This is a genomic window from Streptomyces sp. NBC_00019 (genome assembly GCF_045041015.1).
Classification (GTDB): Bacteria; Actinomycetota; Actinomycetes; order Streptomycetales; family Streptomycetaceae; genus Streptomyces.
On the sequence record NZ_CP108302.1, the window covers coordinates 1,929,753 to 1,954,994 of the forward strand.

Sequence of the window (25,242 nt, forward strand, 5' to 3'; positions counted from 1 at the left end):
CCTGGTGGCGTGGCGGCAGGCTAGTTGGACCGCATTTCAAGCAAGTTAACCGAGCTGTGATCCACCGGTTGCGGTGCGCGGGTCCGGCATGCTCATCAACGCCCGTAGACCGTCGCGGAGGACCTCGACCGGGGCGGGCCCGAAGAGGGACTGCTGGGCGAGGAATCCGACCGCGACCGCGATCATCGTGCGGGCCACGTGGTCCGACGGTACGTCGGCTCTCATCATCCCGGCGTCCTGGTAGCCCTCGACGATCCGCGTCCAGGCCTGACGCACCCCGGCGTATCCGTCGTGCAGCACGACCGCCAGTTCCTTGTTGCGCAGCGTTTCCCCCCACACCTGGATGACGAGCCGCGGGAAGGCGGGCTCGCCGTCGACGGTCAGGTTCTCCCGGGCGGCCAGGGTCCGGCCCATGACCAGGGTGATGAGGTCATCCGGCGGCGGGGGCGGGCTCTGGTGCGACGCCTCCTCGAAGGCCGTGCGGACCGAGTCGAGCACCTCTCCGACGACCGCGGCGATCAGCTCCTCCTTGCCGCTGAAGTAGCGGTACACCGCTCCGGCCGACAGGTCGACCTCCTTCAGCACGTCCTGCATGGACGTGGCGTGGAAGCCGTTGCGGGCGAAGCAGACCGCGGCGCCGTCGAGGATCTGCCGGCGACGGGCGTCGAGGTGTTCCTGGGATACGCGGGCCATGGTCCCCAACTTAAAACGAACGTTCCTTCTTGACAAGAGGCGGCGACGGCAGGACGGTGGTGACACAACTAAAACGAACGATCCTTCTTTTTGAATTCCGCTCGGAAGGAACACGCCATGTCCACCGCCCCCACCGGGAACGCCCGCCGCATGATCGCGGTCGCCCTCCTCGTCCCGGTCATCGCGGCGCTCGCCCTGTGGGCCTTCGCCTGGCCCGCCGCCCGCACCGCGCCCCGCGACCTGCCGCTCGGCGTGGCCGGGCCCGCCGCCGCGACCGCCCAGGTGGAGAAGCAACTGGCACAGCACGACGGAGCGTTCGAGCTCCACCACTACAAGGACGAGGCCGCGGCCCGGGACGCCATCGAGGACCGGACCGTATACGGGGCGGTCGTCGTCACCGCCGACGGTCCCCGGCTGCTGACCGCCTCGGCCGCGAGCCCGGTCGTCGCCCAGCTGCTCCAGCAGGCGGTGGCGGAGCAGGCCGCCGCCGACGGCACACAGGTCAGGACGGTCGACGTCGTGGCCGCCCCGGCCGCGGACCCGCGCGGCGCCGCCCTCACCGCGAGCGTGCTGCCGCTGGCCCTGGCCGGTATGGCGGCGGGCGGGGTGGTGACCTTCAGCGGGCTGCGCGGGGCGCGTGCCGTGATCGTCCTGGTCGGCACCTCCGCGCTGGTCGGCGTGGCCGCCGCCGGTGTCGCGGACAGCTGGCTCGGAGTGATCGCGGGCGACTGGTGGGCGGAGGCCGGGGTGTTCGCACTGGCGGCGCTGGCCGTGTGCGGCGCCGTCGCAGGTCTCGCCGCCCTGTTCGGCACCGCCGGCGTGGGCATCGTCGCCGGCGTGGTCATGCTGTTCGGCAACCCGTGGTCCGGCGCGGCCTCGGCGCCGCAGATGCTGCCCGAGCCGGCCGGCATGATCGGCCAGTGGCTGCCGCCGGGCGCCAGCGCGACCCTGACCCGCTCGGTGGCGTACCTCGACGGCGCGGCAGCGACGGGCCCCGCGCTGACCCTGGCCTGGTGGGCGGCGCTCGGCCTCGGCGCGGTCCTGCTCGGAAGCGCGCTCAAGGACCGAAAGAAGAGCGTCGAGCCCCTGGTGTCGGAGCGAGAGCTCGCGCCGGTCGGCTGACGGACCGCCCCGCGACCATGACCGTGCACCCCTGTGGGTGCACGGTCTTTTCCGTGCCTCAGGAGGCCCCGGTCCCCCGGTGGTGCGCCGTGATGCCGAAGCGCTGCTGTTCGCGGGGAGCGGACGCGACCTCCCGGACGGCGGAGACCGCGGTGATCACCTGCTCCTCGGCGAGCTCGGCCGGCCCGACGGGCTCCGCGAGCAGCTCCAGTCGTTCCAGGTCAGCGGCGGAGACAAGGGCGACGAGGGGCTTGCCGTGGCGGGTCACGACGACGCGCTCACCGCCGTACACCACGCGGTTGATCAGGTCGGCGAGTTCAGCTCTGGCTTGCGTCACCGGAATCTCGTAGGCCATGACCCCATTCTAGCGTCACGTACATCCTGTACATTTTTTACAGACACGAAGGAGGGGTGCCTCATGACCCGACCGTCCGCCCGCTATGTGCTGCCCGAGTTCACGGAGCGCACGAGCTCCGGCTCGAAGACGATGGACCCGTACTCGAAGCTCCTGGAGGAGCGGATCGTCTTTCTCGGGACACAGGTCGACGACACGTCGGCGAACGATGTGATGGCCCAGTTCATGCACCTCGAGTACCAGGATCCGGACCGGGACATCTCCCTCTACATCAACTCCCCCGGCGGCTCGTTCAGCGCGATGTCGGCGATCTACGACACGATGCAGTTCGTCACCTGCGACGTGGAGACGATCTGCCTGGGGCAGGCCGGCTCGTCCGCCGCGGTGCTGCTGGCGGCGGGCACCCCGGGCAGGCGGTTCGCCCTGCCCGGCGCACGCGTGGTGATCCACCAGCCGTCCCTGCCCCAGCCGGTGGAGGGGCAGGCCAGCGACCTGGCCATCCAGGCGGAGGAGTTGGGGCGCATCCGGTCCCGCCTGGAGGAGATGCTCGTACGGCACACCGGACGCACCCACGAGCAAGTCACCGCGGACATCGAGCGGGACAAGATCCTGGACGCGCAAGGAGCCGTGGAGTACGGCCTGGTGGACCAGATCATCCCCAGCCGCAAGGCGTCGCTCACCGCGCCCGGCGCCCGGTGAGCAAGCGATGCTGCCACCGGAGCTTCCGCCGCTGCCCGCCCTGACGCGCGCCGAGGGCGAGTTGATCGACCGTTATCTCGAGGCCGTCGACCTGCTCGGCCGTATCAACCCGGCGCACCACGGTGACACCTACCGCGGACTGCGGGCCGCCCAGGCGCTGGTGGCGAAGGCCGCCGAGCTGCGCGACGCGCTGGCGACCATGCATCAGCGCGGCGAGACCGAGGTGCACGCCATGACCCTGGCGCGGGCGCTGCGGGTGCTCGACGGCGAGCGGCGCACGGCCCGGGTCACGGTGCCGCCGCACTCCGACAGTTGACGTGACGGCAACCGGCCCGGCGCGCCCGACCGCGTGGCGAGGCGTCCGGACCGGCGTTCAAACGGACCAAACGGCGTACCCCCGTTTGGAGTAGACACCTCTCCTTTGACAGGGCCGCCAAGGTTGCGCAACGCGCGTAGCCCGACTCCGGAATGAGTACCTCCGTCGCTGGTCCGGGGGTCCTCGACCCTGTCGACGCTCCCTCGAACAGACGAGTGTCCACCCGAACGGGTGAGTGGTGAGTAACGCCACAAATCCCCGATTCCATTGGGTTTTTCGGCGTGGAGTACGTGAAGATCCCTTTCTGACGACAAGACCCCGCCGCAGCGGCGGGGCGATCCGGGCGGACGCCGAGTCCTGCCGCCGTCCGGATGACCGGTCGACAGGAGTGGATCGGCAGGAGTGGAGGACCCAGGCACGACGGGTCGCCGGATCGGCCGTCAACAGCCGTTCCGAGCAGCCCTTGGGGTGAAGCCGCAGTACGCGGCCGGGCAACTTCGCCAGCCCGAATCCGACAGGTCATCCTTCACAGGCGGCTGACGAAGGGTTGCGCATGTCTGCGCTCAATCGTGTCCCGTCGCTGATGGCCCGGGCCGGTACGGCCTCGGCTCTCACCATCGCCGCAGTGGGCGGCTCTCTCGTGGTCCCGGGCGTCGCATCCGACGCCGAGGCCGCGACACCGGCGACGAAGGCACTCCAGGTCGCTGCCTCCAAAAAGGGCTCCCCTTACAAGTGGGGCGCCGCGGGGCCGCACCGGTTCGACTGCTCCGGGCTCACGCTGTACTCGTTCAAGAAGGCGGGCAAAAGCCTGCCTCGTACGGCGGCCCAGCAGTACAACAAGACCCGCCACATCTCCGCGGGGAACCGCAAGTCCGGAGACCTCGTGTTCTTCCACTCCGGCTCCAGCGTGTACCACGTCGGCATCTATGCCGGGAAGGGGAAGATCTGGCACTCCCCGAAGAGCGGGGAGGTCGTGAAGCTGCAGAAGATCTGGACCAAGAGCGTCTGGTACGGCCGGGTCAAGTGACCCACCCCGTGCGGGTGATGGCGACCTGACCTGCCGTCACCCTCGCGGGTCCGGCCGTGACGCCCTGAGAGGCGCCTCCGACTTCGGAGGCGCCTCTCTACGGCTCCTGCTGCCCCGCCGCGGAGACCGGCTCGGCCGGTACCGTCCACGGGAGTTCGATGGAGACGGTCTTGCCGCCCTCACGGGTGGGCCGGACTCTCAGCTTGCCGCCGCACTCCGCGGTCAGCCAGCGAATGATGACCATGCCACGGCCGTTGTCCTGCTGGACGGCGGCCGGCAGCCGCTTCGGGAACCGCGGATGGCTGTCGGTGACCCCGATGCGCAGTTGTTCGTCACGGTCGAGCTGGATGTCCACCGTGAAGGTGGGTGACTGCCCGAAAGTGTGCTGCACGGCGTTGGTGGCGAGTTCGGAGACGATGAGCCGGATCGTCTCGGCTGCCTCCGTGTCCGCCGGCAGACCCCATTCCGCCAGCGTGGCGATGACATAGGTGCGGGCCGTGGAGACCGAGGCGGGATCGCTCGGCAGAGTGACGGATGCTTCCAGATGGTCTGCCATGGCGACGTCGTCCCTTTCCCACGGGACCGCAGTCCGACACGGAGCGGATGGTTCGAGTACGGTCCCGGACTGGTGCTTCATCGCCAGACTGCCATTACCCGGCCGGTCACGGTGCCGATCCACCAAGATATGCATATATCTGTCGCTCGAAGCGGTGAACTCTCCGACGGAAGACCGTATTTGGGTGGCCCGGAAGGAGTAAGGAGTAGCCCATGCAGCACGGTCCCGCGGTACGCCGCCGGAAACTGGGCGCCGAACTTCGTGCGTTGCGCACCAGTGCGGGGCTCACCAGTGGTGAGGCGGCCCGGCTGGTGGGCTGGCACCAGTCGAAGGTGAGCCGGATCGAGACCGGCGCCAGCGGCGTGAAACCGGCCGACGTGCGGTTACTGCTGGACGCCTACGCGGTGCACGATACCCAACTGCGGGAGTTGCTCCTGGTGTTGGCGGGCTCCGACGAGGGCGGCGGACGGCACCACTGGTGGCACCAGTACCGCGGGGTACTGCCACCGACGTATCGCGACTTCATCAGTCTGGAGTCCCAGGCCGGCGCGATGCGCACGCTGGAGACCTCCGTGGTGCCCGGGCTGTTGCAGACGCCCGAGTACGCGCGTGCGGTGACCCGGGCCGCGGTGAACGGGCTCGGCACGGAGCCGGACGAGCGGCTCGACGCGCTGGTGGAGGTCCGGCTGGCCAGGCAGGACGTGCTGCGGGCGGAGCCGCCGCTGAAGCTGAGCGCGGTGCTGGACGAGGCGGTACTGCGCCGGGACATCGGCGGGCCCGACGTCATGGCGCGACAACTGCGGCGGCTCATGGAGGCGGCCCAGCTGCCCCAAGTCCGGATTCAGGTGCTGCCGTTCGCCGCAGGAGCCCACATCGGCATCACAGGGCCTTTCGTAATCTTCTCATTTTCGAACACATCTGATCTGGACGTGGTTGTTCTCGACCACTTGACGAGTAGCCTCTACCTCGAGCGGAAAGAAGACCTCCAGGCCTATACCGAGGCCTTCAACGCTCTTCAGATCCACGCCCTTTCGCCCGAGGACTCGTTGGATTACATCGCCGGGATAGGTGACGGCGCGTAAGGAGGCACCATGTCCGCAATGCCTCGGAACGTACTTTCCAGTACTGATCTGCACACTGTGCGGTGGCTGCGCAGCAGCTACAGCACAGGAGCCAACAACTGTGTCGAGACGGCTCGGCCGCACACCGGTCCAGGGACCGGGCTGCTCGCCGTGCGCGACTCCAAGAACCCGTCCGGACCCGCGCTGCTCTTCTCCCCCGGGAGCTGGGCGGAGTTCACGGCCGCGTTCTGATCCCTTCCGCCCCGGGCACGGCCGTGTCACGCCGACTCATGGTCGTGTCTCACCGATCACACGTACAGCGCGTTCGATCTGCGCCTCGGAGAGGTCCGCGCGGGCGGTCAGCCTGAGCCGTGAGATGCCGTCGGGCACGGAAGGGGGACGGAAGCAGCCCACGGCCAGACCCGCGGTACGGCAGTCCGCCGCCCACTGCACGGCCTCCTCCGGGGACGGCGCGCGCACGGAGACGACCGCGGCGTCCGGGCGTACCGCCTCGTGACCCGCGGCGGTCAGCCGTGCGTGCAGTTCGGCGGCCACCTCGCGGGCCCGCGTCGCGCGCGCGGGCTCGCGGCGCAGCAGGTGCAATGCCGCGAGGGCCGCTCCCGCCGCGGCGGGGGCGAGTCCGGTGTCGAAGATGAAGGTCCGGGCCGCGTTGACCAGGTGGTCGATCACCCGGGCGGGGCCGAGGACGGCGCCGCCCTGGCTGCCGAGCGACTTGGACAGCGTGACCGTCACGACGACGTCGTCGGCGCCCGCGAGTCCCACCGCGTGCGGGGCGCCGCGGCCACCGTCGCCGAGCACACCGAGGCCGTGGGCGTCGTCGACCAGCAGTCCCGCGCCGTGCTCCCGGCATGCCTCGGCGAGCCCGGCCAGGGGTGCGGCGTCGCCGTCCACCGAGAAGACGGTGTCGGACACGACGACCGCGGGGCCCTCGTGCGTCTGGAGTGCCTTGTGCACGGCCTCGGGATCGGCATGGCCGACGACCTGTGTCGTGCCGCGGGCCAGCCGGCAGCCGTCGATCAGTGAGGCGTGGTTGCCGGCGTCGGAGACGATCAGCGAGCCGTGCGGAGCCAGTGCGGTGACCGCGGCGAGGTTGGCCGCATAGCCGGAGGAGAAGACGAGGGCCGCCTCGAAACCGCAGTATTCGGCCAGCTCGAGTTCCAGCTGACTGTGGAGCTCGGTGGTGCCGGTGACGAGTCGGGATCCGGTCGAGCCTCCGCCCCAGGTCCGAGCTGCCCGCGCGGCGCCTTCGGTGACCTCGGGGTGGCGGGCCAGCCCCAGGTAGTCGTTGCTCGCCAGGTCCAGGAGCGGCGAGTCGGCGGGGCGGGGCCTGAGGGTGCGTACGAGTCCGGCGCGACGGCGCAGCAGCGCCTGCTCGTCGATCCAGCCGAACGCCATGGGTCCTCCGAAGGTTTTGTAGGCAGCGAACAGACACTAATGGGATGAGCAGCCACCCACTGTGTGGCAATACCCACACAGTGAATGGCCTCTGTTGTGCGAACTCTCCTTGGCCCGAGACGGCTCCTTAGGACAGGATCAGTTTTCATGGACCTGCTGAACACGCTGGTGGACAAAGGGCTTCGGCGCGAGCTGCCGACCCGCGAGGAAGCACTTTCCGTCCTCGCCACCTCCGACGACGACCTGCTCGATGTGGTGGCCGCGGCCGGAAAGGTGCGCCGCCACTGGTTCGGCCGACGGGTGAAACTGAATTACCTCGTCAACCTCAAGTCCGGCTTGTGTCCCGAGGACTGCTCCTACTGCTCACAGCGCCTCGGCTCGAAGGCCGGGATCCTGAAGTACACCTGGCTCAAACCGGACGAGGCCTCCAAGGCCGCCGCGGCCGGACTCGCGGGCGGCGCCAAGCGGGTCTGTCTGGTGGCGAGCGGCCGCGGGCCGACGGACCGGGACGTGGACCGGGTCTCCGACACCATCAAGGCGATCAAGGACCAGAACGAGGACGTCGAGGTGTGCGCCTGCCTCGGTCTGCTCTCCGACGGCCAGGCCGAGCGGCTGCGCGACGCGGGCGCCGACGCCTACAACCACAACCTGAACACGTCCGAGGCGACGTACGGCGAGATCACGACCACGCACACCTACGCCGACCGCGTGGACACCGTGCAGAAGGCGCACGCGGCCGGTCTGTCGGCGTGCTCGGGTCTCATCGCCGGTATGGGCGAGTCGGACGAGGACCTGATCGACGTGGTCTTCTCGCTGCGCGAACTGGACCCGGACTCGGTGCCGGTCAACTTCCTGATCCCCTTCGAGGGCACCCCGCTGGCCAAGGAGTGGAACCTCACCCCGCAGCGCTGTCTGCGCATCCTGGCGATGGTCCGGTTCGTCTGCCCGGACGTCGAGGTGCGCATCGCGGGCGGCCGCGAGGTCCATCTGCGCAGCATGCAGCCCCTCGCGCTGAACCTGGCCAACTCGATCTTCCTCGGCGACTACCTCACCAGCGAGGGCCAGGCCGGCAAGGCCGACCTGGACATGATCGCGGACGCCGGGTTCGAGGTGGAGGGCGCGGGCGAGGTGACGCTGCCGCAGCACCGGGCGGACGTGGCCGCCGCCGCGGGCGGGTGCGGATCGCACGAGAGCGCGGGCTGCGGATCGCACGAGGGCGCCGGGTGCGGCTCCCACGAGAGTGCCGGGTGCGGCTCCGTCTGCGGTTCGGCTCCCGAGCCGACCGTGAGCGAGCCTGCGGTGAGTGAGCCCCGTACGGACCTGGTCGCCGTACGCCGTCGTGGTGCCGGAACGGATCTCGCGCCCAATGCCTGAGCTGCCCGTGTCCGAGCTGTTGGAGCTCGACCGGCGGCATGTCTGGCATCCGTACGGCCCGATGCCCGGCCGCGCCGAGCCGCTCGTCGTGGAGTCGGCGAGCGGGGTGCGGCTGCGCATGGCGGACGGCTTGGACGAACTCGTCGACGGCATGTCGTCCTGGTGGTCGGCCATCCACGGCTACAACCACCCGGTGCTCAACGAGGCCGCGCGCGAGCAGCTGGGGCGCATGAGTCATGTGATGTTCGGCGGGCTCACCCATGAGCCCGCCGTACGGCTCACGAAGCTCCTTGTCGACATGTCGCCCGACGGTCTGGAGCATGTCTTCCTCGCCGACTCCGGATCGGTGTCGGTCGAGGTCGCGGTGAAGATGTGCCTGCAGTACTGGCGGTCGCTGGGCCGCCCCGGCAAGCAACGGCTGCTGACCTGGCGCGGCGGCTATCACGGCGACACCTGGCAGCCGATGTCGGTGTGCGATCCCGAGGGCGGGATGCACGAGCTGTGGACCGGCGTGCTCCAGCGCCAGGTGTTCGTGGGGCCTCCGCCGGTCGAGTACGAGGAGTCGTACGCCGAGGAGCTTCGCTCGGCGATCGCACGGCATGCCGACGAGCTGGCCGCGGTGATCGTGGAGCCCGTCGTGCAGGGCGCGGGCGGGATGCGGTTCCACTCCCCCGCGTATCTGCGGGTGCTGCGGGAGGCGTGCGACGCGCACGACGTACTGCTGGTGTTCGACGAGATCGCGACCGGCTTCGGGCGTACGGGCGCGCTGTTCGCGGCGGAGCACGCGGCGGTGACGCCGGATGTGATGTGCGTGGGCAAGGCGCTGACCGGCGGCTATCTGACGATGGCGGCGACGCTGTGCACATCGAAGGTGGCCGACGGCATCTCGCAGGGCGAGGTCCCGGTGCTCGCGCACGGCCCCACGTTCATGGGCAATCCGCTCGCCGCGGCCGTGGCCTGTGCCTCGATCGAGCTGCTGCTCGGCCAGGACTGGCTCGCCGAGGTCAAGCGGATCGAGGCGGGCCTGCGGGAGGGGCTGGCGCCGGCCCGGGAGCTGCCGGGGGTGCGGGACGTACGGGTCCTCGGGGCGATCGGCGTGGTCCAGCTCGACCACCCGGTGGACATGAAGGCCGCCACGGAGGCGGCGGTGCGCGAGGGCGTGTGGCTGCGGCCGTTCCGCGACCTGGTCTACACGATGCCCCCGTATGTCACGGGGGACGCGGATGTGGCACGGATCGCGCGCGCGGTGTGCGCGGCGGCCCGGGAAGGATGACATGTCGGTACTGGTGATCACGGGTACGGGCACGGAGGTCGGCAAGACCGTCGCCACCGCCGCGATCGCTGCCGCCGCGGTGGCGGCAGGGCGGTCCGTGGCCGTGCTCAAGGCGGCCCAGACCGGCGTACGGCCGGACGAGCCCGGGGACGCGCAGGAGGTCGCGCGGCTGGCCGGGCCGGTGACGACCGCCGAAGTCGCCCGCTACCCGGAGCCGTTGGCCCCCGCGACGGCGGCCCGGCGGGCCGGGCTCCCGCCGGTGCACCCGCGGGAGGTCGCCGAGGCCGCCGCCAAGCTGGCCACCGAGCACGACCTGGTGCTGGTCGAGGGGGCCGGCGGACTGCTCGTACGGTTCGACGAGCAGGGCGGCACACTGGCGGACGCGGCGGAACTGCTGCGGGCGCCGGTACTCGTGGTGGCGTCGGCGGGCCTGGGCACCCTGAACACGACGGAACTGACGGCCCGTGAACTCCGCGCCCGGCACCTGGACTTCCTCGGTGTCCTGATCGGCAGCTGGCCCGACTCCCCTGATCTGGCGTCGCGTTGCAACGTGGCGGATCTGCCGGAGGTGTCGGGGGCGCCGCTGCTCGGCGCGCTGCCCGTGGGCGCGGGGTCGCTGGCCCCCGCCGACTTCCGTGCGACGGCGCCGAGTTGGCTGGCGCCGCGGCTGGACGGGGTGTGGGACGCGCAGGTGCTCCGGGAGCACGCGGCCGACTGACCGGATGCGGTCGGCGTCAGCGGGGTCCGGCTTTCTGCGTCGACTCCCGCATCGCCGCCGGTCCCTCCGTCGTCACCGCCCCTCCCCTTCGCCCAGCAACCGCACCAGCTCGATCCGCGACCGGATCCCCAACCGCGTGAACACACCCCGCAGATGGTGGTCGATGGTGCGCGGGCTCAGGGCGAGGCGGGTGGCGATCTCGCGGTTGGTGGCGCCCTCGGCGGCCATGCGGGCGACCATGAGCTGCTGGGCCGTGAGGCGGACGGTGGGGTCGTCCGGGGCGCCCGGCGCGGGGGTCGCGGGGGCGCCGAGGGCGCGGAGTTCGGTGCGGGCCTGGGCGGCGCAGTGCGGGGAGCCGAAGTGCTCGAAGGCCTCCAGGGCGCTGTGCAGGCGGTCGCGGGCCTCCGTGCGGTGGCGCAGTCGGCGCAGTGCGCTGCCGAACAGCAGCTCGGTGCGGGCGCGTTCGAAGTCGCGGGTGCCACGGGCGTGGAGGTCGAGTGCGGTGCGGTAGTGCTCGATCGCTTCGGCGCCGGGTGCGAGCAGGGCGCGGCAGCGGGCGCTGAGCGCCAGGTCGTCGGGGCTGCGTACGGCGCTCGCCCAGCGGTGGTAGTCGGCGTGGGCGGCACGGGCGACCCGGGTGTCGTCGGTGCGGACGGCCGCCTCGACGTAGTGCGGGGTGGCCATGTGGCGGATCGCCCGGTGGCCGTGGCCCGGGCCGAAGCCGGCGAGGGCGCGCAGCCGGGCCGCCGCGGCGGCGAACCGGCCACTGCTGAGGTCGAGATAGGCGAGCGCCCACTGGGCGAGGGCGGCGGGCAGGCCGAGGCCGTGGGAGCGGGCGTACGACCGTGCGGTGGCGGCGCGTTCACGGCAGACCTCGGCGTCGCCGGTCAGCGCCGCGAACATGGCGAGGGCGGCCTGCAGATGGCAGGCGCCGTTGTCCTGGCCGGTGGCGTACGCCTGCCAGAGGGCGTCCGTCGCGGCGGCCTCTCCGGCGCGCGGGCGTCCGGTCCAGAAGTCGGCGTAGGCACGGAACTCCATGGCCTGCGCCACGACGACCGTCGCGCCGCGCACCCGGGCCGAGGCGGCCGCGCGGACGGTCGCGGCGGCGGCGAGGGTGTGGTCGCCGAGCAGGAGTGCGGCGATGCCGGCGTGGACGAGGAGGGTGGGGTCGCCGCCGGGCCCGCACCGTCCGGCCGCCGCCGCGAGAAGGTCCCGCGCGTCCTCGTACCGCCCCTCGAACGCCGCCGCGAGCCCGCCGAGCGTGCCCGGCGGCACGATCCCCATCCGCCGGGCGACCAGGGCCGCGTCCCGACATCGGCGCAGGTCACCGGTGTAGATGGCGGCCTCGGTGGCGCGGGCGAGGAGATGGAGGGCGGGGTCGGGGACGTCGAGGACCGCGATGCGGGGGCGCGGTGCGGGCGAGAGGGCCGAAGGATCGGCGGACGGCGAGGCCGGGACGTTCGGCCGGCCCGGTGTCCGCACGGGCATCGGGTAGGGCGCCGCGCGAGTGACATGCCCCGCGCCTCGGGGGATGGTCTCCTGCGCCCCGGGCTCTCCGCCGCCCCCGTCCTCTTCCGCCATCACGGCCGTCAGCAGTGCGTCGAACGCCTCCGCCGCGTTGCCGGCCCGCAGCGCGAGCACCCCGGTGAGCGCGTCGCCGTCGGCCGGTGCGGCCAGCCTGCGGGCCCGGTCCCCGTCCCCGGCCTGCCAGGCGTACGCCGCCGCGCGGGCCAGCAGAAGGGTCTGTTCGGAGCGGCCGGGGCTCAGCGCGGCGGCGCGTTCGGCGAGGGCGCGGGCCTGCTGGAGGCGGCCCGCGTCGCGGGACCTGGTCGCGGCCGCTCCCAGTTCCGCCGCCAGCCGGGTGCTCGGACCGAGCGCTCCCGCGCCGCGGTGCCAGGAGCGCAGAGACGTTTCACCACCGGTGCGCAGGACCCGGGCCAGCAGCCGGTGGACATCGCGGCGGTCCGCCGGGGACCCCGACTCGTACGCGGCGATCCTCGTCCATGTGTCGCGGAAGACGACCCCGGTCGCCGAGGCGTGCGCGATCCCGGCCGCCTCGGCGGCCTCCAGGGGCCGGGTGTCGAGCCGGGCGGCGGCGACGGCACGCAGGAAGGCGTGGGTGGCGACGGGGTACTGGTCGGCCGCGGCCAGGAGCAGCAACAGCCGGGTGTCGTCCGGCAGCTTCCTGATCTGCGCACGGTGTGCGCGCAGCAACGCCGGGGCCAGTTCCGCCGGTTCCGCCGGCAGCGGGTCCAGGCCCGCCGACTGACGTGCGCCGAGCAGCCGTACGGCTTCGGCGGCCGCGCGCGGATCGCCGTGCACCGCATGCAGCAGCCGCACCCGGACGCCCTCCGGGAGCCCGGCGGCCAGGTCCTGCCACGCCTCCGCGAGCTGCGGTGACGAAGTGCCCTCGAGGGGCGGTGGGGTTACAGGAGTCAGCACACCTTTGACGTTACTGGCGAGTTAATTGACACGTAAAGACCGGCGAGTTCGCCGATGCGGCGCGCGTAGACCCCGCCTGACACTCCTGACAACCCCACCCGTTTCAGGAGGCATCATGCAACGCTCCCAGCGTCGCATTTCAGCGGCCGTCTCGGCCGTCGTGTCATCGCTCCTTCTGGCGCTCCCCCTCTCCGCGGCCCCCGCTCAGGCCGCGACCCACAATCCGATCGTCTTCGTCCACGGCTTGAGCAGTGACGCGAGCAGTTGGGACGACTGGATCGCCGACTTCAAGGCCGACGGCTACTCCTCGTCCGAGTTGTTCGCGTGGTCGTACGACTGGACGCAGTCGAACGTCACCACCGCCCAGCAACTGTCCGCCAAGATCCAGAGCGTGCTCTCCCAGACCGGCGCCTCGAAGGTCGACCTGGTCGTCCACTCCATGGGCGCGCTCAACTCCCGCTACTACCTCAAGAACCTCGGCGGGACGTCGTACGTGGACGACTTCGTGTCGACCGCGGGCGTCAACCACGGCACGACGACCGCCTCCTGGTGCTCGTGGCTGTACACGTCGTGTGCCCAGATGTACACGGGCAGTTCGTTCCTGACCTCGCTCAACTCCGGTGACGAGACTCCGGGCAGCGTCTCGTACGCGAGCTACTGGTCGAACTGCGACGACGCGCTCACCCCGGACACCACGGCGATCCTGAGCGGTGCGACCAACGTCGAGGTCGGGTGCGTCTCGCACACCGACATGAACAACGACCACGGCGTGTACGAGCAGGTGCGCAACTTCGTCGCGTAGCGCGCGAGCGAGGGTGCGCGGGGCGTATCCGGGGGACAATCGAGGTAGACCCTGTCCCGTCCGGGAGGTCGTCATGCCGCTACGGTCCGCCGGTTCCGGCAAGCTGCCGCGCGATCCCGTGCACCACCCGCTCTTCGCCCGCTACTACGCCCGTGTCAGCGTCGCCGCCGAGACCCGCGTCGGCATGGCCGGCGTGCGGGAACGACTGCTCGCCGGACTGTCCGGGCGGGTCATCGAGATCGGCGCGGGCAACGGGCTGAACTTCGCCCACTATCCGGGGACGGTCTCGGAGGTCGTGGCGATCGAACCGGAACGCACGCTGCGCAGGTTGGCGGTGGACGCCGCCCTGCGCTCCGGGGTGCCCGTCGACGTCGTACCGGGTGCGGCGGAGGCGCTGCCGGTCAAGAGCGAGGCCTTCGACGCCGTCGTGGTCTCGCTCGTGCTGTGCAGCGTGCGGGACCTGCCACGGGCCCTGGCGGAGATACGGCGGGTGCTGCGGCCCGGCGGTGTCGTGCGGTTCTTCGAGCACGGCCGGGGCGGCGGGCAGGCGATGCGTCTCACCCAGCGCACCCTGGACCGGACCGTGTGGCCGCCCCTCAGCGGGGGCTGCCATCTGTCCCGCGATCCGATCGCGGCCCTGCGGGAGGCCGGCTTCGAACTCGGCCCCTATCGGCAGGTGTTGATGCCGGAGAAGGGGCCGAAGCTCCCCTCCTCCTACTGCGTGCTGGGCACCGCTTGGCGCCCCGCCGAGAGCTGATCACAGACTCCACTGGCGCAGTTCCTGCGCGATGTCGTGCACGGACGCCTCACCGCTCTTGACCAGTCGGGCCAGTTCCCGGACCTGTTCGGGCGAGGTGACGACCTTGAGGCCGCTCGCCACGAGATACGCGTAGGCGACGGCGGAGGCGAACAGGGCGTTGGAGCGCTCCAACGCCGGGACGTGGATCAGGAGTTGGAGCAGGGCGGCGGCCCGGGCGTGCGGGCTGTCGTAGACCGGGACGTCGAAGATCTCGGCCTCGTGGCGCGCGACGGCGGCGACGAGGGCGCCCCAGTCGGTGACCTGGGGGTCTCCCGGGGTCTTCTGGTCGGCGAGCATGAGAAGCCAGGCGAGGTCGATCCTGAGGTGGCTCAACGGTTCAGTGACGACCCTCGCGCGAGCCCTCGCGTTCCCCGCCCAGTTCCTCGGCGAAGACGTTCTCGTACTGCTTCATGAAGTCGGCGGCGGCCTCCACGAAGGTGTGGCCGACCTCCCCGGTGTCCTGCTTGACGAGTTCTTCGATGTAGCGGTTGACGCTCATCCCGCGGGCCAGGGCGCGTTCGCGAGCGGCGCGGGCGGTGCCCTCGTCCACTCGTACGTTCAGCTGGGTCTTCGCCATACCTCGACGCTAGCGCCGGAGCGCTAGCAACGGCAAGGGCACGTCCGCCGGAGCCCACCCCTTAAGTATGCCCCTTACACGGAAATCAAGGACCCGACCTGCGATGGAGAGCGACCGGCACCCCAGGAGGATTTCGGATGTGGGGTGGATCACACTATCCTCGGCCGGGACCGAGGAGTCGGCATGTCCTTGAGGAGGCGGCCTTGTCCACACCTGCTGCGGAGCACGCCCCGGGCCGTGCGTCGGCCGACGGGATCGCGGCCCGCGCCCACGGTCTGACCAAGGCGTACGGCTCGGGCGAGACATCGGTGATCGCCCTGGACTCGGTGGACGTGGAGATCGCGCGCGGCCGGTTCACCGCGGTCATGGGTCCGTCGGGGTCCGGGAAGTCCACGCTGATGCACTGCCTGGCCGGGCTGGACACCGTTTCGGCCGGCCAGGTCTGGCTCGGCGACACCGAGATCACGGGGCTGAAGGAACGTGATCTGACGCGGCTGCGCCGGGACCGGATCGGGTTCATGTTCCAGTCGTTCAACCTGATCCCCACCCTGAACGCGGCCGAGAACATCACCCTGCCCATGGACATCGCGGGCAAGAAGCCCGACGAGAAGTGGCTGGACCAGGTCATCGACAGCCTGGGGCTGCGGGACCGGCTCAAGCACCGACCCGCCCAGCTCTCCGGCGGCCAGCAGCAGCGCGTGGCGTGTGCCCGGGCACTGGCCTCCCGGCCCGAGCTGATCTTCGCGGACGAGCCGACCGGCAACCTGGACTCGCGGGCCGGTCTGGAGGTCCTCGGCTTCCTGCGCGAGGCCGTCGACGAACTGGGCCAGACCGTCGTCATGGTCACCCATGACCCGGGCGCCGCCGCCCACTCCGACCTGGTCCTCTTCCTCGGGGACGGACGGATCGTGGACGAAATGGTGCGGCCCACGGCGGAGGCGGTCCTGGAACGCATGAAGCGGTTCGACGGGATCCGCGGGCACCACGAGGAGAGCCCGCCACCGGGAGCCGCGCCCTCGGACGCCCCTTCCCTCGACAAGGACTGAGGCCGTGCTGAAGGCGACGCTCCGCAGCTTCCTCGCCCACAAGGGACGGCTGCTGCTGTCCGCGCTGGCCGTCGTCCTGTCCGTGGCGTTCGTCGCGGGCAGCCTGATCTTCTCGGACACGCTCAGCCGCACCTTCGACCGGCTCTTCGCCTCGACCGCGCCCGATGTCACGGTCAGCCCGCGCGAGGAGCTGGACGAGGCGATCCCCTCCGGCATGACGGCCACCCTGCCCGCCTCGCTCCTGGACCGGGTGTCCCGGATCGACGGGGTCGCCGACGCGCGTCTGGAGGCCGAGGTCCAGAACATCACCGTCGCCGACAGCAAGAACGAGGCGGTCGGCTCGACCACCGGCGCCCCCACCATCGGCACCGACTGGAGCCCGGGTCCGCGCAGTCCGGTCGAGCTCACCTCGGGTCATGCCCCGCACGGCGCGGGCGAGGCCCTGCTCGACTCGGAGTCCGCCGATCGCAAGGACCTGAAGATCGGTGACACGCTCAGTGTCATCGGACCGCAGGGCACCTTCAAGGTCCGGCTCGTCGGTATCGCCACGTTCACCACCACCAACCCCGGGGCGACCCTGCTCTTCCTGGACACCCCGACCGCGCAGACCAAGCTGCTGGGCGACGCGGACGCGGCCACCGGCATCTCCGTGGACGCGAAGGACGGCGTGAGCGACGCGCAGCTGAAGCAGCGCGTGGCCGCCGCGGTCGGCACCGGAGACTACGAGATCCGGACCGCCGACGAGCAGGCCAAGTCCGATGTCGAGTCGCTGGGCGGATTCCTCGACGTCATCAAGTACGTCATGCTCGGCTTCGCGGGCATCGCCGTCCTCGTCGGTGTCTTCCTGATCGTCAACACCTTCTCGATGCTCATCGCCCAACGGACCCGGGAACTGGGCCTGTTGCGGGCGCTGGGCGCCGATCGGCGTCAGGTGCGCCGCTCGGTGCTGACCGAGGCGATGCTGCTCGGTGTGGTCGGCTCGACGCTGGGGCTCGCGACCGGCATCGGGCTCGCCGCCGGGCTCATCGCGCTGATGAACACGCTCGGTATGAACATCAAGTCGAGCGAGATGGTGATCGGTTGGGGTACCCCGGTCGCCGCGTACGTCGTCGGCGTGGGCGTCACCTTCGTGGCGGCGTACCTTCCCGCCCGGCGCGCGGCCGGTGTCTCGCCCATGGCCGCGCTGGCGGACGCCGAGATCGCGGGCGTGGGACGGCCGTTGAAGGTGCGCGCCCTGGTGGGCGGCGTCGTCTTCGGGGCCGGCGCGGCAGCCCTGCTGGGCTGTGTCCTCTCCTCGGACACGTCGTCGGCGGCGTCCCTGCTGGGCCTCGGTGTCGTTCTGACGCTGATCGGCACCGTGATCGCGGGACCGCTGCTCGTGCGCCCGGTGATCCGTGTCCTCGGCGGGGCGTTCCCCGCGCTGTTCGGCTCGATCGGCCGGATGAGCCAGCGCAACGCCTTGCGCAACCCTCGCCGCACCGGCGCCACCGCGGCCGCGCTGATGGTCGGACTCGCCCTGGTCGGCGGGATGTCCGTCGCCAGCGCCTCCATGACCAAGTCCTTCGACCAGCAGATCGACGACACGCTGGGCGCCGACTTCGTCATCCAGAACAGCAACTTCGTGCCCTTCCCGCAGGAGGTCACCGAAAGGGTCCGCGACACGGACGGCGTGGGGCTCGTGGTCCGCTCGCAGTTCGCCCCGGTCGCCGTACGCCTGCCGGACGGCGACCGCGTCAAGACGACCGCGGCGGCCTACGACCCGCAGCTCGACGACGTGGCCAACATCAAGTACGCACAGGGCGACACCGCGGCCGCGCTCGCTTCCGGAAGCATCGCCATGGACGCGGACTTCGCGCGCGACCACGACGTGCGGATCGGCTCCACGATCCCCGTGGAGTTCCAGAACCGGAAGACGGCCGAGCTGACCGTGGGCGCCCTCACCGACCAGGAGTCCGCCGAGGGCTTCGGGACGCAGGGCGGCATCTACTTCGGCCTGGACACGCTCCAGCGGTACGCGCCCGGCGGGCAGGACTCGGGGCTCTACGTGAACGCCGCCTCCGGCACCGGCTCGGACAAGCTGCGCGCGAACCTGGAGAAGACGCTCGACCCGTATCCGCAGGTCCAGGTGCGTGACATCGCCGACTACAAGGACCTGGTCCACGACCAGATCGCCGTCCTGCTCTACCTCGTGTACGCACTGCTCGGGCTCGCGATCGTGATCGCCGTGCTCGGCGTGGTCAACACCCTCGCCCTGTCGGTGGTGGAGCGCACCCGGGAGATCGGGCTGCTGCGCGCCATCGGGCTCGCCCGGCGTCAGCTGCGCCGGATGATCCGTCTGGAGTCGGTGGTGATCGCGGTGTTCGGCGCGGTCCTCGGGCTGACGCTGGGCCTGGTGTGGGGGGTGTGCGTCCAGCAGGTGCTGGCGTTGCAGGGCATGTCGGCGCTGGCGATCCCCTGGGGCACGATCGTCGCGGTCGTGGTCGGCTCGGCGGTGGTGGGTGTCGTGGCGGCGCTGTTGCCGGCGCTGCGGGCGTCACGGATGAACGTGCTGGCGGCCATCGCGCACGAGTGAGGAGCGCGGTGGCGGCCGTCGCCGGCGGGTGATGGAATCGGTGTGATCTCAAGTCGCCCGCGAACGAGGAGAGTTCATGCCGCGTCCGTTCCGCTTCGGTGTCAGCTTCACCGATCCCGCGCCCGCCGAGGAGTGGCGGGCCAAGTGCCGCCGGGCCGAGGAGCTCGGGTACGACGTGATCCTGGTCCCCGACCATCTGGGCATGCCCGCCCCGTTCCCGGCGCTGGTCGCGGCGGCCGGGGCGACCGAACGGCCGCGGCTGGGCACGTTCGTGCTCAACGCGGGTTTCTGGAACCCGGCGTTGCTCGCGCGCGAGGTGGCCACGACCGACGCGCTGACGGGCGGGCGCCTCGAACTCGGGCTCGGCACCGGGTACGTACAGGCGGAGCACGACGCGGCCGGGCTGCCCTTCGGCTCGCCACGCGCGCGCGTGGACCATCTTCAGCGCACCGTCGAGGAGTTGGGGCGGCTGCTGGACTCGGAGGTGCCGCTGATGCTCGGCGGCAACGGCGAGCGGATGCTGGGGCTCGCCGCCGAGCACGCCGACATCGCGGCCTTCACGGGAGCGATCCTGGTGCCGGGAAGCACCGAGGGAAAGCTGGTGCCGATGGCCAACGCGGACTTCGCGGCACGTCTCGCCCGGTACAAGGAGCTGGCGTCCGACCGCAAGGAACCGGCCGAGCTGAACCTCCTCATCCAGCTGGTGGCCGTCACCGACGACCGCGCGGCCGCCGTGGCACCGCTCGTGGAACGGGTGCCGGACGCGACCGTGGAGCAGGCGCTGGAGCTGCCCATCCTCCTGGTCGGCACCCTGGAACAGATCACCGCGCAGGTGCTGGCCCAGCGCGAGGCGTACGGCTTCACCTACCTGACCGTCCTGGAGCCGTACATGGAGGCGTTCGCTCCGGTCGTCGCGGAGCTCGGCGGCAAGTGACCGTCCGCATGCTGAAATTCGGCGCATATCCGTCCGGCGTGCGTGATGGGATCGCCGTATGACTGCACTGCACATTCGCGCCGCCGCGCCCGCGGACCTCGACGCCGTACTGGCCTTCTGGAAGACCGCCGCCGAGGGCACGAGCATCAGCGACGACCGGGACGGCGTGGAGCGGCTCGTGGCGCGTGACCCCGAGGCGCTGATCCTGGCCGAGCGGGACGGGGAGCTGGTCGGCACGGTGATCGCGGGCTTCGACGGCTGGCGCTGCCATCTGTACCGGCTGGCGGTGCACCCGGAGCGGCGCCGCCAGGGCATCGGCTCGGCGCTGCTCACGGCCGCGGAGGAGCGGTTCGTACGGCTCGGCGGGCGCCGGGCGGACGCGATGGTGCTGGTGCGCAACGAGACGGGGCAGCATGCGTGGCGGGCCTCCGGGTACGCGCCCGAGGAGAAGTGGCGGCGCTGGGTGAAGCACCTCACCGCCTGATCGGGGAACGCGCCCCACGCCTGGTCGGAGCGGCGCCTCACCGTCCGCCCCCCCCCTTTGCCGGTCCTTTAACATTGGGGGACCACTCGGTCCTCCGATGAAAGGTGTGAGCGTCCGCCCATGGGCGAGCCTCCCAGTAGTACGCGAGATCGCGCGATACCCCGCACCCTGTCCGATCATGGGACGGAGGTGACCCGATGACCGAAGTGCTCCTCCTGCTCGTGGCGATCCTGCTCTCGCTCGCCTGCGGTGCCTTCGTCGCCGCCGAGTTCTCGCTGACCACGGTCGAGCGGGGCGCCCTGGAAAGGGCCGCGGAGCGCGGCGAGCGGGGCGCGTCGGGCGCCCTGAAGGCCGTACGCAATCTGACCTTCCAGCTCTCCGGGGCACAGCTCGGCATCACCGTCACCAACCTGGTGGTCGGCATGCTCGCCGAGCCGTCGATCGCCAAACTGATCGCCGGTCCGCTGGAGTCGCTGGGCATCTCCAGCTCGGCGGCCTCGTCGGTCGCGCTGGTGCTCGGTACGGCTCTGTCGACCGTCGTCCTGATGGTCGTCGGCGAGCTGGTGCCGAAGAACTGGGCGATCTCCTCGCCGCTGGCCGTGGCCAAGCGGGTGGGCAACGCACAGCGCTGGTTCAGCGCGGCGTTCCGGCCCTTCATCACCCACCTCAACAACACGGCGAACCGGATCGTGCGTCTCTTCGGCGTGGAGCCGACGGAGGAGCTGGCCGCCGCGCGCGGGCCGCAGGAGCTCGCCGCCCTGGCCCGGCACTCCGCCAAGGAGGGCGCGCTGGAGGCCGACACCGCCGAACTCTTCGTACGCACCCTGAACCTCTCCGACCTGACCGCGGAGAACGTGATGACGCCGCGCGTGCAGGTCATCGCCCTGGACGCCCAGGCGACCTGCGAGGACGTCGCGAACGTCACGCGCGCGACGGGCCTGTCCCGGTTCCCGGTCTACCGCGGCAACCTCGACTCGGTCGTGGGCACCGCGCACATCAAGGACGTCCTGGCGGTCCCGGCCGAACGCCGGGCCCGCGTCCCCGTCTCCGAGCTGATGCGCGAGCCGCTGCTCGTCCCCGAGTCGCTGACCGTGGACCGGCTGCTCGACCGGCTGTCCGGCAAACGCACGATGGCCGTGGTGATCGACGAATACGGCGGTACGGCCGGAGTGGCCACGCTGGAGGACATCGTCGAGGAGGTCGTCGGCGAGGTCCGTGACGAGCACGACCCGCACGAGACACCCGACCTGGCCACGGCCGGAACCGACGACGAGGGCCGCGTCCTGTACTCGGCCGACGGCTCGGCACGCATCGACCACCTCGCGCGCGTGGGCCTGCGGGCACCCGAGGGCCCCTACGAGACCCTGGCCGGCCTCGTGGCGACCGAGCTCGGCCGTATCCCGGTCGTCGGCGACACCGCGGAGGTCGCCGGATGGCGGCTGGACGTGGTGGACGCCTCCGGGCGCAGGGCCGCGCGCGTGCTGCTGCACGCTCCGCTCGACGACACATCCGAATCCTTCGAAGGGGAGGCCGGGAAGTGACCGCGATCCAGTTGCTGATCGGTCTGGCGACCCTCGTCGTCAACGCCTTCTTCGTGGGCGCCGAGTTCGCGCTGATCTCCGTACGGCGCTCACAGATCGAGCCCTATGCCGAGGAGGGCGACCGGCGCGCCAAGAGCGTGCTGTGGGGTCTGGAGCATGTGTCCGCGCTGATGGCGGCGGCGCAGCTCGGCATCACCCTGTGCACGCTGATCCTCGGTGTGGTCGCCGAACCGGCGATCGCGCACCTGCTGGAGCCGGTGTTCCACGCGCTCGGTGTGCCGACGGGCGCCGGGCACGCGGTGTCGTTCGTGATCGCGCTCGCCGCGGCGACGTATCTGCACATGCTGCTCGGCGAGATGGTGCCGAAGAACATCGCGCTCGCGGAGCCGGTGCGCAGCGCGCTGGTGCTCGGCCCGCCGCTGGTCACCCTGTCCCGGGGCCTGCGCCCGGTGATCTTCGCGATCAACGCCTTCGCCAACGCCCTGCTGAAGCTGTTGCGGGTCGAGACCAAGGACGAGGTCACGGCGACCTTCTCGGACGCCGAGCTGGCCCGGCTGGTCAAGGACTCCGACGAGGCGGGCCTGATCGACGACCGGACCCGGGAGCGGCTGCACGACGCCCTGGAACTGGGCCGCCGACCGGTGCGCGATGTCGTCCTCCCGCTGGAGCGGGTCGTCTACGCGCGCGTGGGCGTCACTCCGGAGCAGCTGGAGCGACTGTCGGCCGAGTCCGGGTTCTCCCGGTTCCCGGTGGTGGACGACGGACGGCGCATCCTCGGCTATCTGCATGTGAAGGACGCGCTGGACGCCTCCCCGCGGGATCTGGCGTTCCAGGTCCGGGACATGCGGCCCATCGCGCGCGTGCGGGAGAGCACGCCGCTGGACGACGTCCTGACGGCGATGCGGGGCAGTCGTACGCATGTCGCGGCGGTGCTGGGGGGCGACGGGCGGCTGGCGGGGCTGGTGACGATGGAGGACGTGCTGCGGGAGCTGTTCGGGCAGCGGGCGTGAGGGCCCGGCCGGGGGTCTGGGCGGGGGTCCGGGCGGGGCCCGGTCGGAGGTCCGGGGAGGCCGACCGACCGCCGGGTATGTGAACGGGTTAGCATTTTCTCCGCCATGGAGAAGAACCCCACACACACCAGCCTCGTCGCCCTCGGCGACTCCTTCACCGAGGGCATGTCGGACCGGCTCCCGAACGGCTCCTACCGGGGCTGGGCCGATGTCCTGGCCAGCCGGATGGCCGCGGTGACGCCCGGCTTCCGGTACGCCAACCTCGCGGTGCGCGGCAAGCTCATCCAGCAGATCGTCGAGGAGCAGGTCGATGTAGCAGTGGCCATGCGGCCCGACGTGATCACGCTGGTGGGCGGGCTGAACGACACCCTGCGGCCCAAGTGCGACATGGGGCGTGTACGCGCTCTGCTGACCGAGGCCGTGGAGCGGCTCGCCCCGTCCTGCGAGCAGCTCGTGCTGATGCGCAGCCCGGGCCGCCAGGGGCCGGTCCTGGCACGCTTCCGGCCGCGCATGGAAGAGCTCTTCGAGTGCGTCGACGGGCTGGCCGAGAAGCACGGCGCGATCGTCGTCGACCTGTACGGGGCGCCGTCCCTCGGCGATCCGCGCCTGTGGGACGTGGACCGGCTGCACCTCACGGCCGAGGGCCACCGCCGCGTCGCCGAGGCCGTCTGGCAGACACTGGGCTACGACCCCGAGGACACCGAGTGGCGTACGCCGATGCCGGCCACGCTGCCGCCGGGCTGGGCCGCGCGACGGGTCGCGGACGCCCGGTTCGCCCGGCAGTACCTGCTCCCCTGGATCGGCCGCCGTCTCACGGGCCGCTCCTCGGGCGACGGACTGCCGGCGAAGCGGCCCGACCTGCTGCCCTACGAGGGGCCGGCCGCGTAACTCGGCGTGACGCAGGTCTCGTAGGTTCCGCCGAAGTTATCCGTGGCGCTGGCCTGCACGAATCGCCAGTAGAATCCGTACACGTGACTTCCGCTCCCGCCAAGCCCCGCATCCCGAACGTCCTCGCCGGACGCTACGCCTCCGCCGAGCTCGCCACGCTCTGGTCGCCCGAGCAGAAGGTGAAGCTGGAGCGGCAGCTCTGGCTCGCCGTGCTGCGGGCCCAGAAGGACCTCGGCATCGAGGTGCCGGACGCGGCGATCGCCGACTACGAGCGTGTCCTGGACACCGTCGACCTGGCCTCCATCGCCGAGCGCGAGAAGGTCACGCGGCACGACGTGAAGGCGCGGATCGAGGAATTCAACGACCTCGCCGGGCACGAGCACGTCCACAAGGGCATGACCTCGCGCGACCTCACCGAGAACGTCGAGCAGCTGCAGATCCGGCTCTCGCTGGAGCTGATGCGCGACCGTACGGTGGCCGTCCTGGCCCGTCTGGCCAAGCTGGCCGGCGAGTACGGCGAGCTGGTCATGGCCGGCCGCTCACACAACGTCGCCGCGCAGGCCACGACCCTCGGCAAGCGTTTCGCGACCGCCGCCGACGAGCTGCTCGTCGCCCACGGCCGGGTCGAGGAGCTGCTCGGCCGCTACCCGCTGCGCGGGATCAAGGGCCCGGTCGGCACCGCGCAGGACATGCTCGACCTGCTCGGCGGCGACGCGGCGAAGCTGGCGGACCTGGAGCAGCGGATCGCCCGGCACCTGGGCTTCTCGCAGGCGTTCACCTCGGTCGGCCAGGTCTACCCGCGCTCCCTGGACTACGAGGTCGTGACCGCGCTGGTGCAGCTGGCGGCGGCGCCGTCCTCGCTGGCCAAGACGGTCCGGCTGATGGCCGGGCACGAGCTGGTGACCGAGGGCTTCAAGCCGGGCCAGGTCGGCTCCTCCGCGATGCCGCACAAGATGAACACCCGGTCCTGCGAGCGCGTCAACGGCCTCATGGTCATCCTGCGCGGCTACGCGTCCATGACCGGCGAACTGGCGGGCGACCAGTGGAACGAGGGCGACGTGTCCTGCTCGGTGGTGCGCCGGGTCGCGCTGCCGGACGCGTTCTTCGCGCTCGACGGTCTGCTGGAGACGTTCCTGACGGTCCTCGACGAGTTCGGCGCCTTCCCGGCGGTCGTCGCCCGCGAGCTGGACCGCTACCTGCCGTTCCTCGCCACCACCAAGGTACTCATGGGCGCGGTGCGTGCCGGCGTCGGCCGTGAGGTCGCGCACGAGGCGATCAAGGAGAACGCCGTCGCCTCCGCGCTCGCGATGCGCGAGCAGGGCGCCGAGCGCAACGAGCTCCTCGACAAGCTGGCCGCGGACGAGCGCATCCCGCTCGACCGGGCGCAGCTGGACGCGTTGATGGCGGACAAGCTGTCCTTCACGGGCGCCGCGGCCGACCAGGTCGGTGTGGTCGTCGGCCGGATCGAGGAGATCGTGAAGCAGCACCCGGAGGCCGCCGGATACACGCCCGGCGCGATCCTCTGATCCGCCGCACG

The 25,242-nt window shown here is 71.2% G+C and carries 26 protein-coding genes and 1 riboswitch; of the genes, 19 read left to right on the plus strand and 7 right to left on the minus strand.

Annotated elements, in window-relative coordinates:
* Nucleotides 1-45: 45 nt before the first annotated feature.
* Nucleotides 46-693, minus strand: a complete 648-nt coding sequence (locus OHU89_RS09300; protein WP_405641605.1) for a TetR/AcrR family transcriptional regulator — start codon at nucleotides 691-693, stop codon at nucleotides 46-48.
* 117 nt (nucleotides 694-810) lie between these two features.
* Between OHU89_RS09300 and OHU89_RS09305 the strand changes: the two genes are divergently transcribed.
* Nucleotides 811-1,815, plus strand: coding sequence for an ABC transporter permease (locus OHU89_RS09305; protein WP_405641607.1), 1,005 nt, complete (start codon nucleotides 811-813; stop codon nucleotides 1,813-1,815).
* 58 nt (nucleotides 1,816-1,873) lie between these two features.
* Here OHU89_RS09305 and OHU89_RS09310 read toward each other — a convergent pair whose 3' ends face one another.
* Entirely contained in the window at nucleotides 1,874-2,170 is a 297-nt protein-coding gene (locus tag OHU89_RS09310; RefSeq protein WP_405641608.1) for a type II toxin-antitoxin system Phd/YefM family antitoxin, read from the minus strand.
* A 63-nt stretch (nucleotides 2,171-2,233) separates the two neighbouring features.
* Between OHU89_RS09310 and OHU89_RS09315 the strand changes: the two genes are divergently transcribed.
* From OHU89_RS09315 to OHU89_RS09325, 3 genes are all read left to right on the plus strand, one after another.
* Nucleotides 2,234-2,869 carry an ATP-dependent Clp protease proteolytic subunit gene (locus tag OHU89_RS09315; RefSeq protein ID WP_405641610.1) on the plus strand — a complete coding sequence of 212 codons (636 nt, stop codon included), beginning with the start codon at nucleotides 2,234-2,236 and terminating at the stop codon, nucleotides 2,867-2,869.
* 7 nt (nucleotides 2,870-2,876) lie between these two features.
* On the plus strand, nucleotides 2,877-3,185 hold the full coding sequence (locus OHU89_RS09320) for a hypothetical protein (RefSeq protein WP_046262963.1): 309 nt from the start codon (nucleotides 2,877-2,879) through the stop codon (nucleotides 3,183-3,185).
* A gap of 338 nt (nucleotides 3,186-3,523) precedes the next feature.
* Nucleotides 3,524-3,735: riboswitch (cyclic di-AMP (ydaO/yuaA leader) on the plus strand.
* 3 nt (nucleotides 3,736-3,738) lie between these two features.
* The gene (locus OHU89_RS09325; RefSeq protein ID WP_046262964.1) at nucleotides 3,739-4,212 is read left to right on the plus strand and encodes a C40 family peptidase; all 474 of its coding nucleotides are present in this window, start codon (nucleotides 3,739-3,741) and stop codon (nucleotides 4,210-4,212) included.
* Nucleotides 4,213-4,309: 97 nt separating this feature from the next.
* Here OHU89_RS09325 and OHU89_RS09330 read toward each other — a convergent pair whose 3' ends face one another.
* Nucleotides 4,310-4,768 carry an ATP-binding protein gene (locus tag OHU89_RS09330; protein WP_365405791.1) on the minus strand — a complete coding sequence of 153 codons (459 nt, stop codon included), beginning with the start codon at nucleotides 4,766-4,768 and terminating at the stop codon, nucleotides 4,310-4,312.
* A 212-nt stretch (nucleotides 4,769-4,980) separates the two neighbouring features.
* Between OHU89_RS09330 and OHU89_RS09335 the strand changes: the two genes are divergently transcribed.
* Nucleotides 4,981-5,850 carry a helix-turn-helix domain-containing protein gene (locus OHU89_RS09335; RefSeq protein ID WP_405641612.1) on the plus strand — a complete coding sequence of 290 codons (870 nt, stop codon included), beginning with the start codon at nucleotides 4,981-4,983 and terminating at the stop codon, nucleotides 5,848-5,850.
* A 9-nt stretch (nucleotides 5,851-5,859) separates the two neighbouring features.
* Nucleotides 5,860-6,081 carry a DUF397 domain-containing protein gene (locus tag OHU89_RS09340; RefSeq protein ID WP_405641614.1) on the plus strand — a complete coding sequence of 74 codons (222 nt, stop codon included), beginning with the start codon at nucleotides 5,860-5,862 and terminating at the stop codon, nucleotides 6,079-6,081.
* 36 nt (nucleotides 6,082-6,117) lie between these two features.
* On the opposite strand, the gene OHU89_RS09345 is transcribed toward OHU89_RS09340, so the two are convergent.
* Nucleotides 6,118-7,245: an 8-amino-7-oxononanoate synthase gene (locus OHU89_RS09345; RefSeq protein ID WP_405641615.1), complete on the minus strand. Its 1,128-nt coding sequence runs from the start codon at nucleotides 7,243-7,245 to the stop codon at nucleotides 6,118-6,120.
* Nucleotides 7,246-7,392: 147 nt separating this feature from the next.
* On the opposite strand from OHU89_RS09345, the gene bioB reads away from it, so the two are divergent.
* The 3 genes from bioB to bioD are packed head-to-tail and all read left to right on the plus strand — an operon-like array spanning nucleotide 7,393 to nucleotide 10,610.
* Entirely contained in the window at nucleotides 7,393-8,619 is a 1,227-nt protein-coding gene (gene bioB, locus OHU89_RS09350; protein WP_266895495.1) for a biotin synthase BioB, read from the plus strand.
* Nucleotides 8,612-9,892: an adenosylmethionine--8-amino-7-oxononanoate transaminase gene (locus tag OHU89_RS09355; RefSeq protein WP_405641617.1), complete on the plus strand. Its 1,281-nt coding sequence runs from the start codon at nucleotides 8,612-8,614 to the stop codon at nucleotides 9,890-9,892. Before bioB ends, OHU89_RS09355 begins: the two co-directional genes overlap by 8 nt.
* Nucleotide 9,893: 1 nt before the next feature.
* Nucleotides 9,894-10,610: a dethiobiotin synthase gene (gene bioD / locus OHU89_RS09360; RefSeq protein ID WP_405641619.1), complete on the plus strand. Its 717-nt coding sequence runs from the start codon at nucleotides 9,894-9,896 to the stop codon at nucleotides 10,608-10,610.
* 72 nt (nucleotides 10,611-10,682) lie between these two features.
* Here the strand turns inward: bioD and OHU89_RS09365 are convergent, their stop codons facing one another.
* Nucleotides 10,683-13,052, minus strand: a complete 2,370-nt coding sequence (locus tag OHU89_RS09365) for a LuxR C-terminal-related transcriptional regulator (protein ID WP_405641621.1) — start codon at nucleotides 13,050-13,052, stop codon at nucleotides 10,683-10,685.
* A gap of 115 nt (nucleotides 13,053-13,167) precedes the next feature.
* On the opposite strand from OHU89_RS09365, the gene OHU89_RS09370 reads away from it, so the two are divergent.
* Together OHU89_RS09370 and OHU89_RS09375 are read left to right on the plus strand one after the other, a co-directional pair.
* The gene (locus OHU89_RS09370; RefSeq protein ID WP_266895485.1) at nucleotides 13,168-13,854 is read left to right on the plus strand and encodes a triacylglycerol lipase; all 687 of its coding nucleotides are present in this window, start codon (nucleotides 13,168-13,170) and stop codon (nucleotides 13,852-13,854) included.
* Between the two features lie 73 nt (nucleotides 13,855-13,927).
* Nucleotides 13,928-14,611, plus strand: a complete 684-nt coding sequence (locus OHU89_RS09375) for a class I SAM-dependent methyltransferase (RefSeq protein ID WP_267017839.1) — start codon at nucleotides 13,928-13,930, stop codon at nucleotides 14,609-14,611.
* Here OHU89_RS09375 and OHU89_RS09380 read toward each other — a convergent pair whose 3' ends face one another.
* Nucleotides 14,612-14,986, minus strand: coding sequence for a fic family toxin-antitoxin system, toxin component (locus tag OHU89_RS09380; protein WP_267017840.1), 375 nt, complete (start codon nucleotides 14,984-14,986; stop codon nucleotides 14,612-14,614).
* 4 nt (nucleotides 14,987-14,990) lie between these two features.
* Nucleotides 14,991-15,230 carry a hypothetical protein gene (locus tag OHU89_RS09385; protein WP_046263397.1) on the minus strand — a complete coding sequence of 80 codons (240 nt, stop codon included), beginning with the start codon at nucleotides 15,228-15,230 and terminating at the stop codon, nucleotides 14,991-14,993.
* A 203-nt stretch (nucleotides 15,231-15,433) separates the two neighbouring features.
* On the opposite strand from OHU89_RS09385, the gene OHU89_RS09390 reads away from it, so the two are divergent.
* The 8 genes from OHU89_RS09390 to purB all read left to right on the plus strand — a co-directional run bounded on the left by OHU89_RS09390 (nucleotide 15,434) and on the right by purB (nucleotide 25,231).
* Nucleotides 15,434-16,276: an ABC transporter ATP-binding protein gene (locus OHU89_RS09390; protein ID WP_405641624.1), complete on the plus strand. Its 843-nt coding sequence runs from the start codon at nucleotides 15,434-15,436 to the stop codon at nucleotides 16,274-16,276.
* Nucleotides 16,277-16,280: 4 nt separating this feature from the next.
* The gene (locus OHU89_RS09395; RefSeq protein WP_405641625.1) at nucleotides 16,281-18,848 is read left to right on the plus strand and encodes an ABC transporter permease; all 2,568 of its coding nucleotides are present in this window, start codon (nucleotides 16,281-16,283) and stop codon (nucleotides 18,846-18,848) included.
* A 76-nt stretch (nucleotides 18,849-18,924) separates the two neighbouring features.
* Nucleotides 18,925-19,782 carry an LLM class F420-dependent oxidoreductase gene (locus OHU89_RS09400; protein ID WP_405641627.1) on the plus strand — a complete coding sequence of 286 codons (858 nt, stop codon included), beginning with the start codon at nucleotides 18,925-18,927 and terminating at the stop codon, nucleotides 19,780-19,782.
* 58 nt (nucleotides 19,783-19,840) lie between these two features.
* Entirely contained in the window at nucleotides 19,841-20,266 is a 426-nt protein-coding gene (locus OHU89_RS09405) for a GNAT family N-acetyltransferase (protein WP_405641629.1), read from the plus strand.
* A gap of 197 nt (nucleotides 20,267-20,463) precedes the next feature.
* Nucleotides 20,464-21,807, plus strand: a complete 1,344-nt coding sequence (locus tag OHU89_RS09410; RefSeq protein WP_405641631.1) for a hemolysin family protein — start codon at nucleotides 20,464-20,466, stop codon at nucleotides 21,805-21,807.
* Nucleotides 21,804-22,817 (plus strand): hemolysin family protein, encoded by a 1,014-nt coding sequence (locus tag OHU89_RS09415; protein WP_405641633.1) that lies wholly within the window; start codon nucleotides 21,804-21,806, stop codon nucleotides 22,815-22,817. Before OHU89_RS09410 ends, OHU89_RS09415 begins: the two co-directional genes overlap by 4 nt.
* Before the next feature lie 105 nt (nucleotides 22,818-22,922).
* Nucleotides 22,923-23,705 carry an SGNH/GDSL hydrolase family protein gene (locus OHU89_RS09420; protein WP_405641635.1) on the plus strand — a complete coding sequence of 261 codons (783 nt, stop codon included), beginning with the start codon at nucleotides 22,923-22,925 and terminating at the stop codon, nucleotides 23,703-23,705.
* Nucleotides 23,706-23,788: 83 nt separating this feature from the next.
* The gene (gene purB / locus OHU89_RS09425; protein WP_365405743.1) at nucleotides 23,789-25,231 is read left to right on the plus strand and encodes an adenylosuccinate lyase; all 1,443 of its coding nucleotides are present in this window, start codon (nucleotides 23,789-23,791) and stop codon (nucleotides 25,229-25,231) included.
* Nucleotides 25,232-25,242 lie beyond the last annotated feature (11 nt).